The 12,310-nt window shown below is 44.5% G+C and carries 9 protein-coding genes; all 9 read right to left on the reverse strand.

Translation table 11 applies throughout. The features are described 5' to 3' along the window. Nucleotides 1-103 precede the first annotated feature (103 nt). Nucleotides 104-292, reverse strand: coding sequence for an AMP-binding enzyme (locus tag B2899_RS18375; RefSeq protein WP_414631745.1), 189 nt, complete (start codon nt 290-292; stop codon nt 104-106). Between the two features lie 105 nt (nt 293-397). Next, nucleotides 398-1,276, reverse strand: a complete 879-nt coding sequence (locus B2899_RS03780) for a hypothetical protein (protein ID WP_286884148.1) — start codon at nt 1,274-1,276, stop codon at nt 398-400. A gap of 95 nt (nt 1,277-1,371) precedes the next feature. Continuing rightward, nucleotides 1,372-3,612, reverse strand: a complete 2,241-nt coding sequence (locus B2899_RS03785) for a hydantoinase B/oxoprolinase family protein (RefSeq protein WP_286884150.1) — start codon at nt 3,610-3,612, stop codon at nt 1,372-1,374. Between the two features lie 19 nt (nt 3,613-3,631). Further along, a complete protein-coding gene (locus tag B2899_RS03790) occupies nt 3,632-5,806 on the reverse strand; it encodes a hydantoinase/oxoprolinase family protein (RefSeq protein WP_286884152.1) in 2,175 nt (724 codons plus the stop codon). Next, nucleotides 5,803-6,156, reverse strand: a complete 354-nt coding sequence (locus B2899_RS03795) for an acetone carboxylase subunit gamma (protein WP_146812353.1) — start codon at nt 6,154-6,156, stop codon at nt 5,803-5,805. Before B2899_RS03795 ends, B2899_RS03790 begins: the two co-directional genes overlap by 4 nt. Then, the gene (locus tag B2899_RS03800; protein WP_286884154.1) at nt 6,156-8,096 is read right to left on the reverse strand and encodes a hydantoinase/oxoprolinase family protein; all 1,941 of its coding nucleotides are present in this window, start codon (nt 8,094-8,096) and stop codon (nt 6,156-6,158) included. The genes B2899_RS03795 and B2899_RS03800 overlap by 1 nt, the downstream gene beginning before the upstream one ends. A 520-nt stretch (nt 8,097-8,616) precedes the next feature. Beyond that, nucleotides 8,617-10,602 (reverse strand): sigma-54-dependent Fis family transcriptional regulator, encoded by a 1,986-nt coding sequence (locus tag B2899_RS03805; protein WP_286884156.1) that lies wholly within the window; start codon nt 10,600-10,602, stop codon nt 8,617-8,619. Between the two features lie 350 nt (nt 10,603-10,952). Continuing rightward, the gene (locus B2899_RS03810) at nt 10,953-11,780 is read right to left on the reverse strand and encodes a 1,4-dihydroxy-6-naphthoate synthase (RefSeq protein ID WP_286884242.1); all 828 of its coding nucleotides are present in this window, start codon (nt 11,778-11,780) and stop codon (nt 10,953-10,955) included. Then, nucleotides 11,780-12,310: futalosine hydrolase (locus B2899_RS03815; protein ID WP_286884158.1), on the reverse strand; the 531-nt coding region annotated here is incomplete at its 5' end. The genes B2899_RS03815 and B2899_RS03810, both read right to left, overlap by 1 nt.

Below are 12,310 nucleotides of genomic sequence, written 5' to 3' on the forward strand. Positions count from 1 at the left end.
GGGCCAGTCCCTCCACCTCTCTCGATAAGAGTCTAAATATTTTTTATTTCATACAGGTATATTAATCCTTTAAAACTCAGTTGTCAACTATGCTTTGTTCGTTTTATATGTTTTTCACTCCTTCCTCATGCCATATACGGAGTATATGCTTTTGAATCTTCCCAACGGATGTTCGGGGCAGCTCGGTTATAAATTCTACATATTCAGGAACTTTGAACCTGGTCAGCCGGTATTTGCAGAAGGAAATGATCTCTTCTTCCGAAACCTGTTCATTCTCCTTTAGAGAAGAAATGTTTTATCAGGATGAAGGGCTGTCTTTTCGTTAAGCAGGTCTCGCAAGGTTCCATTTCCAATTACATCCATTCCATTTACCTCTTTCCATTAATCGCAAAAATTTTTACGAATGCAACTTTTTCAATTGGGCAAGTACCTTTTCAGGTTCCGCATTCCCGGGGATCATCCCGTAAGCGAGTCCTATAGAAGGGAGTTCAGATAAATCGGAATTCCCCTCCCAAAAATTCCGATTTAATCCCCCTCCAATGGCAAGTCCCTTCTTCCAAAGAGGAAGCAAGTCGCTACTTTCGCTATCTCCATAGAGATAAAAATCTACCTCATCCCCGTCCCCGGTAATTCCATGAGCTATTCCCTCCTGCTGGATTCCCACCGACCACTGATAGTGTTTTACTATATTGAACACGGGCTGGTAGAGAGACAGAGCTTCATTTAGATCTAAAAGTGGAGAATCACTCTCCATGATGACAATCGCCGATAGTCCTGAAGTAGAAAAAGACCGTAAATACTCGGCCAAATATATAGCTGCCGCCTCGATATCATCACCGCTTATCGGATGATCCTGATCAAGCTGCACCACTGAATCCAACCATAAAAGCAATCTTTGTGGAGAGGGGATCGCAAGTACGATAGGCGGATTTCCCCGATAAAGAGTTTGTAGTCCTGATAAAACATCCAAAAGAACCCTTCTCGGTTCTTCCAGTGCCAGCAGTTTTTTTAAGGCAAATGTCGGTTTTCTGCCCATCCACGGTTCCCTGACCTCCGGTTCACGATGAATAAAGTCCGCGTAGAAGTCAAGGATAGAAAGACTCAGCACATCTGAACGAAGCAGTCCCTGCCCCTGGCTATAGATGGAGATAAAGGTATCTGGATTACTCCATAAGTCTTCCCTGCCTGCTGCAAAAAGGCGGTTGGCATAGTCAAGAAAATCTAACCAGACTTTTCTCTTCGTATCGGACGGAAATAAAAACTGTTTAAAATTCATTCCTCATTCCCCCCTTCATTTTTATAGTAGCTGGAAAAGCCAGCAAAAAATGACTTGCTGACTTTTCAGTTAACTATATTAATTTTATCTAAAGATTAGGAATTAATTTTTTCTTTTAATTCTTGAAGTTCTTTTTCTAATTCTGAAATGCGAACATCTTTTGGATTCGGTAACCATACTGCTTTTAGATTTCCTTCCGTCATAACATTATCCGGGGATCCGGCAAAGATAATATCCCGATCTTTCCATGAACCATAGAAGGGAAGATGAACAGGCGGCTTATCGGTTACCCAATTTTTTGCGAATTCCTGATACGGAATCCCTCTCTTTTTCCTGTCTTCTTTCTCTTTTTGTCGTGCCTCTTCTGTCTTTTTCACATCCAGTACAAGGGTTTTCGGATCGTAAAAGACTTTATAAATGTTATTGGCCGTTTCTTGGGAAATCAGGTTTTCCTCCACATCCTTAATGACATTTTCCGGATCCCGGTCGAGTACATCCCCATAACCGCCACCAGTCCCTTGCGTAATGATATAAAGCTCACCCTCTTGAACCAATTCAAATTGTAATCCGCCATGATGCGTTGTATAGGTAGCATTTTCGAAAGGACGGTTATTCATGATCTCTTCGGTTGTATAGACCATCTTCTCCGGTTCATTTTTCATAATCTCAAAAATATCCACACCCTTGATTTTGCAAAGCGGGTAAGCCGGGCAGGCATAACCTCCAAAAATTCCATACGTTGACGGATATTTGGAACCGATAGTCGTGCTCATAAACCCGAAATAGTCCGAATCCTTTTGCGTCAAAAACATTTGATAGCCCTGACCACCGCGATATTTGCCAAATCCCTGGTTGTCTTTCATCAGGCGGCGGGAAAGCTGCATAATCGGAACTTCTTCCTCAATCAGTTCTTGCTCCCCCTGCTCCGCCATCGGGGCAAAGATCGGCGCAATCGCGTGCTCTCCGTCAAGACCTTCCCTTGCTCCGCCAGGCATTCCGTTCAAGTCGGCACATAGATTACCCACAGTTTCCCCATGTTGGGTTACCCCACCATAAATACAAGTCCTAATCATGTTGTACCAAGGGGCCAAAACCTTCGTGGCTTTTTCCGGACTGTTGTATAAAAATTTGGCTAAAGCTGCCTGCGTTGCCGTGAACGCCGGAAAAAACGTCATCATACTTTGTGCATTCGGAACATCGTATGAAGCATTATAGATAGAATGTTCATCGACAATAAATTCCATTGGCGCTAGAACTGCTTGATTCCTTGGGAGATCAGGCCAAACAAATGATAGGAATAATTGGGCCAGCATCCCTTTCATCGCGCTTGTTACCGAGTTGTTAGGACGGTTGGCAAATTCGGGCGATGATCCCCGGAAATCAAGGGTTAAGAGATCGCCTTTTTTAGTTAGCTCCAGATTGGCTTTAATTAATAAATTTTCCCGCAAAGTACTGTCAGCAATACCCACCATCCGCACTTTGCCGTCAGGCCATTGACGAAGACGGCGCTTTACCTCTTCTACCGTATCATCTAATGTCTTTCTCAAGACGGCAACCACAGCATCTACACCGTATTCACCAATGGTTTCCTCGATGCGCTGTTCAATGCGGCGGGCAGCATAAAGTTTGGCTTTCATATCCACCAGTTGCAATTTGGGCTCACGAACGGAATTTTGGAAATAAGTGAGGAGATCTTTATAAAACTTATAATTTTCACCTACCCGAACCGGTGAAATAGCAAGACCCTGATCATAAACTTGTTCGGCAGCAGATGGCATACCACCCGGCTCGATCGCCCCATTTTCCCCTTCATGGACAACGGTCACAATCCAGGCAATTAACTCCCCTTCATGAAAAACCGGCATAATCAAGTTTTGGTCTGTATTGTGAACTCCACCATATCGAGCATCATTGTAGTAGAAGATGTCACCGGGCTTTACGCCTACATCGGGATCATCGAGCCAATTCTGAACGATATATTTTACCCCATATTGCGTACATCCGGCGAAGATTAACACTCCGCCAGAGCTTACGATGGATAAGTCTCCTTTCGCGGTAAAGATCCCGCAAACCAAATCCCCCCATTTTGCTCCTGGTGCAGCTCCAATCTGTTCAAGCATTTCAAACGCTTCGTTGGTTCCTGCTTGCATCTTGCTGCGTGCCACACTAAGAACAGAAGGATCCGTAACCTTCTCGATGGCCTCCATTTCCCTTTCTGTTATTGGAGCCAAGGTATGGTCCTGCATCAAACCGGGGCCAGGACCAAGAAAAAGGGTGGTTTCTTTCAAAAATTTCTCTACTAGCTCTTGTTCTCGCTTCAATTCATCCAAAGCCATGTTTCCACACTCCCTTTTATTATTTTACGGCCATCGTATTCGTTTGAAATTTATTACTTGAACTATTATTCAGATTATTTACAATCCAGGCCGAATTTTGTTCGCCCATAATCAATTTCCAGCCCGGCTCAATTAGATAGGTAGTACGGGGCGATTCCACGAGTGCAGGTCCTTCAATAACAGCCCCCGGTTGAATCAATTGTGTACGGTACACATTCGTAAGCACCGGTTCATCGATATCAACAAAATAACAATTACGTTTACTAACAGGTTTCGGCGCTTCTGTTTGATCTTCAATCGGTTTCTTAAACTCAACCCGCTCCAGCTCAATGAAAGATAGCACACGGATCGTATTGATCCGGATACCGGCTTCAGGCTGCTGGCTTCCCTCCCCAAATCGTTCGCCATAGTTTACGCTGAACGAGTTCACCAGCTCCAGCACTTCAGCCATATTATTTAGACGGTTGACTGGAGAAATAACGGAAGTTTGTGTCAGCTGATTTCCGTAACGCATATCCAGTTCCAGCCGGTGCTGAATTGCTTCTTCCGGGATTCCCTGACGCAACAGCTCCTCTTTTCCTTCCTCTTCCAATTCCTCGACGATCGAGTTGAAGCGATCATATTCTTTAAAGAGACTCCGCGTATTGGAATCATAAATGTTCATAAACACCGATTTTTCATGAATATTTACCTGATTCATGATACCTGCTCCCACTGCTGAGAAAATAGGAGAGAACGGAGGAATTAAGATTTTTTCGATATCAAGAACTTTTGCGATACCACAACAATGGAGAGGCCCGTTCCCTCCATATGCCAGGAGGGTAAAGTTTTTCGGATCATATCCTTTAACACCAAGTTCTTTAAAAATAGCGTGGGCCATATTGGTGTCTACTTTTTTCTTTATTTGACGCGCCGCTTCCACAACACTTATATCCAATTCATCACAAATCGCTTCCCTAATCGCAAATTCCGAGCGCTTCTTGTTTAGCGCAATGTGACCTTCCGCATAATATTCCGGATCTAAGTATCCTAAAATCAAATCCGCATCCGTTACTGTCGGATCGATTCCACCCCGGTCAAAACATGCCGGACCCGGTTCAGAACCTGCACTGGCTGGCCCCACTTCAATATGCTTCAAGGTTTTATCGTAGCGGGCGATGGAACCTCCTCCTGCACCAATAATTCCCAAATGAAGCATTGGAACACTGACTAACCATCTATCAATTACAGGGTTAAAATCATAAAATCGGATACCACCACCTACAACAACCCCGATATCACAGCTTGTTCCACCCATATCCATGGCAACTAAATGTCCCACATTAAATTCTTCTGAAAGGTGCTCAGCGGCGTTAATCCCTGCTGTTGGACCGGAATGAATCGTTTGAAGAGCATGCGTTGAGTTCAACTGGGCCATTCCACCGATATTGTGAACGACTAACATAGGTTTGTTATACCCGTATTCCTTCAGCGTCATTTCAAGCGAACTTAATGCATGATACATTTGATCATGCAAATAGGCATCCAGAATAGCAGAGGTAATGCGCACATATTCTCCTTTCCGTTCAGCTACCTGATGGGAAAGAATAACAGGAATCGCACCTAACATATGGGTCGGATACTCTTCCAGGAGAATTTCTTCTACTCTTCGTTCATGCACCGGGTTGACAACGGAATTCACCAGCCCGACCACAAATGCCTGGGTCCCGCGGTCAACAAGGTGTCGAATTTGCTGACGAAGATGCTCTTCATCTAGTGGCATTACAATGTCGCCTTTATAATCAATCCTCTCACGAATCCCTGCTATCATTGGAATTGGTACAATCGGCTCGGGGCGCTGACCGGCAGGCAAGTCTTGCTGCTCCTGCGGTGTCAAACCATCACCATAACCGCGACCACGGCTTAAAGGGACCTGACTTTCATAACCGGCTGTAGTCAACAATCCAATTTTTGGTCCTTTTCGTTCGATCAGGGCATTGGTTCCCAAAGTTGTGGCATATCGCACGGAATCCAATTGAGAAAGGACGGTGCGAATATCTTTCCCAAGCTCTTTACATGCCTGCTCCAGTGCCTCCATAAAACCAAGTGCCAGGTTATGGTGTGTTGTTAACGCTTTCGTTTCTAAATAAATATCATCCCAAACCAGAAAGCAATCTGTAAACGTTCCGCCAATATCTACACTCACTTGTTTCATGCTCTCTTCACCTCTCTTTTAAGATAACGATCTTTTAATGCATCGATATCGAATTCCATATCATGTAGTGGAGGATGGCCGGGTGGTAAATATTCTACTTCCACCATGGTTGCACAATTAGGGCAATAATACTCAAGAATCTGGCACCAGTTGGGATCGGGTGAAAAAGTAAACTCATACCAATCAGGATTAATAATAGGCTTATGAATTTCTCTTGGATCACGATTGTACACGAGAAGACCTTCTTTATAATTTCCACGAGCCGAGGCAATTTCGTGGTCACATTTGCGGCAGCACCAAAGCTCTTTTTCCAGATCGATTGCTAAATACTCCGTCATGTTAGCTTTCATTATGCTTTCCCCCCTTCATCGTACAAAAAGATATCCTTGTTTTCGTTGACCTTAAACGTCCACCCTTCTAAAATACGGCAGGTGAAATACTCATCTTCAATCAAAGCGGGTCCTGCTCCGATAGCCCCTGGCTTCATCTCCTCAAAACGATAAACCGGAATCTCTTTTGATTGTTTTTCCGTGTTTAAAATTGATTTTTGATATAGTGGGGCTGGAGCATGTTCCTTCAATTTCTTTTTATTCTCTAACTTAATGTGAGCAATTGGCCTTTCCACTTTAAGATGAAGGCGAATATCCTGGGCTCCTTCCAATCCGAAGATTACGGTATCTAATGGGTCAAGTGTAATCGTCTGGTACTCCCCATTTCGGAAAAAGCTGAGATGAGTTTGAATTGTACACTCCGAGATATCGAACCCTTCCGCAAACATATCCCGTTTAGCCCGCTCTTCCAGTTGATTTAACTTTTCCTGTAAACCCTTTCCTTTAATCTCAACTAAATTAGCTTGATATTCATGCGCAATATCACTGAATGAAATTCCGAACGCACTAAAGACTGCAGCCAAACGCGGAATAACGATTTGTTTAATTCCTGCCGCCCTTGCCACTCCACAAGCACTCATTGGTCCTGCACCACCAAAAGCTAACAGCGTTACTTCGTCCGCCTGGTCCTGATAAACAGCCAATCCTTTCGCAATCTTTTCCTCATACGCTTTTTCCATTGCCACTAAAGCCTCTTCAAGGCTTACTCCAAGGGGCTTCGCAATTTTCTCTTCGATTGCTGCCCTGGCACGGGACTCATCGAGAACCATGCTACCACGGAAATAGGACCGAGAATCCAATACTCCCATCAAAAGGTATGCATCCGTAATCGTCGGTTCCTGTCCTCCGCGTCCGAAACAAGCGGGTCCCGGTGCAGCTCCTACACTTTCCGGACCAACAACAATCTTTCCTTCCACAACCTTGAAGATTGAACTTCCACCCGCACCCACACTAATCAAATCGCTTAAAGAGAATGACGTTGGAATCTCTTCAATTTTTCCGTATACATCTTCTTTAATCTGACCGGCTTTGACCAAACCAATATCGGAAGTGGTTCCCCCAATATCCAGAGTCAACAATGCCGGAATGTTATAATGTTGAGCCAGTGCCTTCGTTCCCTCCATTCCTCCGCGAGGCCCTGAACCATAGGTTTTAATGGCTGTAGTCTTGGCTACCCTGGCTGAGCTACCATCATTATGGAAAATAAGCAACGGATTTTTCGTACGGTATTCACGCAACACATTTTCTGCGTTGTATAAAAAGCGCTCTATACCCGAGTGAAGAAATGAATTAATTAAAGCCCCCCAAGTCCGTCTGCTATCATTTACGTCATCTACTAACTCATGTGAGAATAATACAGGAACCGCTCCTAAAAGATGGCGGGGATATTTCCGTAAAATAATCTTTTTAATTTTAATTTCGTCTTCTACCATATTCGCTCCACTTAAACTAACGACTAAACGATTAGCACCCTGGGAGAGTAATTGGTTAATGACTTCTACCACTCTAGCTTCCAATTCTTGCCCTTCCCCATTGGGGTTAATCCCCGCAATACGATCATCCACCATAGCAGTAAACATTTCTTTTTCTTCGTTACTTCCCAACAGAAATGAAGGATTTGTCCCTTCGCGCAGGATGAGACCGAGGCGCGGTCCTTTTTTCTGCACGATTGCATTCGTACCTCCTGTAGTGGAATAACGCAGATAATCAAGATCGGTTAAAAGAGCACGGATGTTTTCCTCCCCATAAATCTCTTTGGAAGCAGCCTTGATCACTTCGATAAAACATTTGGTTAAGTCATACGGTGTTGTGAGGGTCTTGGCACGAAACACGCGCTCCCCATCGATCAAACACGCATCGGTAAATGTACCACCGTTATCAATGGTCATTAACAGTCCCATCTTTGATTCCCCTTTCATTCTTTATTTTGCGTTGTTCAATGAATCTCATAAGTTATCAATGCCGTTCAATTTACCGTTTTAATATTTGATCCTCCTTTTTATCCATCTATTGTAAGCCTTTTCATTTTTGTGTGATGTGGCTTTTTACATAAAGGGGTTATCCCTCCCTTCTGTCTTTATCATTTAGCAAAAAGGGTGCCAAATGTTCATATAAAGGAATATCATTGAAAATACTGGGCCTGTTAGCGTTCCATCATCTTTACCTTTGTCTCAATGAAACATGAGCTGTATCATTTGTCTCAAGGTTTCACTATCTATCCTTCTTTTCATGATGTTTCCTGCAGATGAATTGCCTTCCGGGCTTCTTAAGTCAACCATTCTAAGAATACGAATAGAATTAAAAAAGGATCTGTATCGTTTTTTGATACAAATCCTTTTTTAATTCAACTATTTTTAACACTTTCCGTTTCGTCTCATCTGTCTCACACTATAAAAATCGGTTTTCCCTTAAATAAGACTTTTAATGAACGGTTTCAGAAGAGATGCCCAATTGCTTCATTTTCCTGTACATTGTTGCTCTGGAGATTCCTAATCTTTCAGCAGCAAGGGTAATGTTTCCCCCGGCAGCCTTAATTACAGTAATAAAATGTTCTTTTTCACACGTTACACTTTGTTCTTCTCCCGCTAATAGCTCTGACGGAAGATCACACGGAAGGATAGTGTTTCCTTCCATATTAAAAATAGCTTGTTCTATTACATTCTTTAACTCCCGAATATTACCTGGCCATGAATAAGACTGTAGACACCTCATTGCTTGTAAATCTACTTGAATGTCCTTCTTACCAAATTTCCCACTAAGTTGTTTAAGAAAATGTTTAACCAAAAGCGGAATATCCGAAGACCTATCACGCACAGAGGGAATTTTCAATTCGATTACGCGAAGACGATAGTATAAGTCAGCCCTAAAAGTCCCTGTCCGTACAGCATCCATCAGGTTTTTATGAGTCGCTGCAATTACTCGCACATTGATCGGTATAACTTTATCACCACCGACCCTCATAATCATTCTTTCTTCAAGAACACGAAGAAGATGAACTTGTACTTCTAAAGGCATGTCTCCTATTTCATCTAGAAAAATGGTGCCTCCATCTGCTAATTCAAACTTTCCTTTGCTCCCTTTTTGCTTGGCACCCGTAAAAGCCCCTTGTTCATAGCCGAATAGTTCACTTTCAATCAACTCGCGAGGAATTGCACCACAATTTAGAGCAATGAAAGGATTATGACTTCTTTCACTTGCATTGTGTATTGCCTGGGCAAACAACTCTTTTCCGGTACCAGATTCCCCGGTTAAAAGTAAAGTAGAATCTAAAGATGCCGCTTTTCTAGCCTTATCAACACTCTTTACAAATGTGGGAGCTGAGCCAATCATATGATCAAATGTATATCTTGCTATTCCAGAATCTGCTGCCGATATTATGCTTTTACTCTCTTTTGCATTGAATTTTTGGGCGCTTTTACGTAAACAAACCACTATCCCGAGTAGAGTGTTTCGATCAAACATGACAGGATGTACAGTGCAAATGAACCTGTCTCGCATACCATTGAGCGTGAGCTCGTTTTCAACAACCGACAATTTACTGCTTATAACATTATCGACAAGTTCTTCAATTTCCGGATAGTCTTTAAGCGATTTCTTCTTATTGATTTCATTTATAAATGATTCTACCTTTGTATTGGTCCTCAAAATATTCTTTTTTTCATCTGCAATAATAATTCCATCCTCAAAAGAACCAAGTGTGGCCGTCAAGAAAGGATTCATTCGTAATCCCTCATGATAAATAATCCTCTCGATATACCTGGTGATGTTATTAGCTTTACTAATCGCTAATCCTAATGTGTGCGGATGAATATTTCTCCACTTTCCAGATATATCTAAAACCCCCATTAACTCATGTGAAAACGGATTCAATATAGGGGCCGCCGCACAAATCCAATCCTGCCATCCCGTACAAAAATGTTCAGTAAATAAAATCTGCACGGGCATCTTATTTTTTATAACCGTACCTATAGCGTTCGTTCCAGCAACTTCTTCACTCCAGACCGACCCTGGAAGAAAATTTATTTTCTCCGCTCTTCTTAAAATTTCACGATCTCCATACATATCCAATAAAAGCCCATTTTTATCGCTAATTGTTATTATAGTTCCCGATCCCTCTAGAGATTCTGCCAGGAATTTCATATCCGGTCTGGCGTAGTGAAGAAGTTTATCATTTTTTTCCTGAAATAAACTTAGTTCATCATTTCCAATGCTTTCCTCAACCTGCTTCTGCAAAGGGTTCACTCCGAATTTCTTCGATCTTTCCCAGGAAGCAATAATTTCTGAACGAAGTAGAGATTCAGGCTTTATTCCCTCTTCAATATATTTTACCCATGCGGTTTGGATGCCGGAGATTAAATTGGACGACTCAGGCCGTGGTAATCCTTTATAAATGAACTTCGTATCCATAGCACCCTCCCTATAAGGCCGATAATTCTAAATATTCGATTAAATTATAAATGATGTTACCTTTCAAATTCAATATAAACCACCTGGACTCTTGCAGTTTTTTAATTTGACTCTAGAAAGGGCATAGGGGTAGTGTGGATATCGCAAATGTAAAATAAAGTGTACGTTCGTTGTTCTTTTAGAATTTTCTCCTTCTAGGTTCGCTTTTACTCGTGAAAAAGACGGAAATATGTTGAAGAACGATAAGCATTACCTTAAGCCACCTGTATATACAGGTGGCTTATTTGTTTACCCGGTGTCTACTATCCTTTGAATCCCTATACTCCCGGATTCATTGTCCGCCGATCGCGTCAGCGCAGCGCCCCGAAATCCACTTTCGGCACGAGTCCTTCTTGCGCGGCCCGGCTAAGCAGAGCGGTTACCGCCGCATATCCGTCCTCGCCCAAATCCGCAGTGAACTTGTTCACGTATAGGTCAATGTGCGCCTGTGCTACCTCAGGAGCCAACTCTTGCGCGTGATACATCACGTAATCCCGGGATGCTTCCGGGTTTGCCCATGCGTATTCGACCGACGTGCGAATCCATCCGGCAATTGCCTCCAGATCGAGTGACCGGCGGGCGATGATGGCTCCCAGCGGAATCGGCAGATTGGTGTCGGCTTCCCACCAGTTCCCCAGGTCAGCCAACATATTTAGCCCGTACGTGTGATAGGTAAAGCGCGCCTCGTGGATTACCAGCCCGGCATCAACCAGACCATCGCGCACTGCCGGCATAATTTCGTGAAACGGCATAATCACGATTTCGCCCACGCCTTCTGGTACATGCTGGGCTGCCCACAGCCGGAACAGCAGGTAGGCGGTCGATCGCTCACTCGGTACCGCAACCCGTCGGCCGGCCAGCGCCGCTGGCTCCGTACTGTTTTTCGTCAATATCAGCGGTCCACAGCCTCTGCCCAACGCTCCCCCGCAGGGAAGCAGTGCGTACTCGGACAGCACCCACGGCAAAGCCGCATACGAAATTTTGAGCACGTCAGGCCCGTTGGAGCTGGCCGCCAGACTGTTGGTAATATCGATGTCCGCGTATGTAACGTCGAGCTTTGGCGCGTCAGGTATCAACCCGTGTACCCAGGCATGGAAAACAAAAGTATCATTAGGACAAGGAGAAAAGGCAATTCTCATCATAACACCTCCGATAATATTGAACTCGCTGCTTCTAGTATGTTTAGCGCTTCTTCGATACGCCAGGCGGTCCGGTCACGCGGACCGACCGGGTTCGAAATCGCACGGATTTCCAGGACCGGTACGCCGCGGTTACGGGCTGCCGTAGCCACGCCATATCCCTCCATCGCCTCAGCAGCCGCTCCCGGCACCCGTGAGGCCAGCTCTAAGGCGGTCGCAGCAGTACCCGTTACAGTTGATACACTGAGCACCGGTCCGGTCGTGGCCGGAAGTCCAGCCGCATACAGCGCCTCCGTCACCCGGGTCGTCAGGTCAGTGTCAACCGGAACGCGGGTGGAGCCGAACCCCAGCTCGTCCAGGCTGCAGAAACCTTCCGGCGTCTGCGCTCCCAGGTCGGCGGCAACGATCTCGCTCGCCACCACCAGAGAGCCTACTTCGGCCCGACCGGCAAAGCCGCCACCGATTCCGGCACTCACTACCAAGCCGTACTCGGCAGATGCCAACACGGTCGCTGTGCTGGCTGCAGCCGC

Source organism: Aneurinibacillus sp. UBA3580, from assembly GCF_002375825.1.
Classification (GTDB): Bacteria; Bacillota; Bacilli; order Aneurinibacillales; family Aneurinibacillaceae; genus Aneurinibacillus; species Aneurinibacillus danicus.

Bases quoted from the DNA above. Each gene is read 5' to 3' on its own strand.
- B2899_RS03780 (WP_286884148.1), bottom strand. From the start codon at position 1,276: ATGAATTTTAAACAGTTTTTATTTCCGTCCGATACGAAGAGAAAAGTC.
- B2899_RS03785 (WP_286884150.1), bottom strand. From the start codon at position 3,612: ATGGCTTTGGATGAATTGAAGCGAGAACAAGAGCTAGTAGAGAAATTT.
- B2899_RS03790 (WP_286884152.1), bottom strand. From the start codon at position 5,806: ATGAAACAAGTGAGTGTAGATATTGGCGGAACGTTTACAGATTGCTTT.
- B2899_RS03795 (WP_146812353.1), bottom strand. From the start codon at position 6,156: ATGAAAGCTAACATGACGGAGTATTTAGCAATCGATCTGGAAAAAGAG.
- B2899_RS03800 (WP_286884154.1), bottom strand. From the start codon at position 8,096: ATGGGACTGTTAATGACCATTGATAACGGTGGTACATTTACCGATGCG.
- B2899_RS03805 (WP_286884156.1), bottom strand. From the start codon at position 10,602: ATGGATACGAAGTTCATTTATAAAGGATTACCACGGCCTGAGTCGTCC.
- B2899_RS03810 (WP_286884242.1), bottom strand. From the start codon at position 11,780: ATGAGAATTGCCTTTTCTCCTTGTCCTAATGATACTTTTGTTTTCCAT.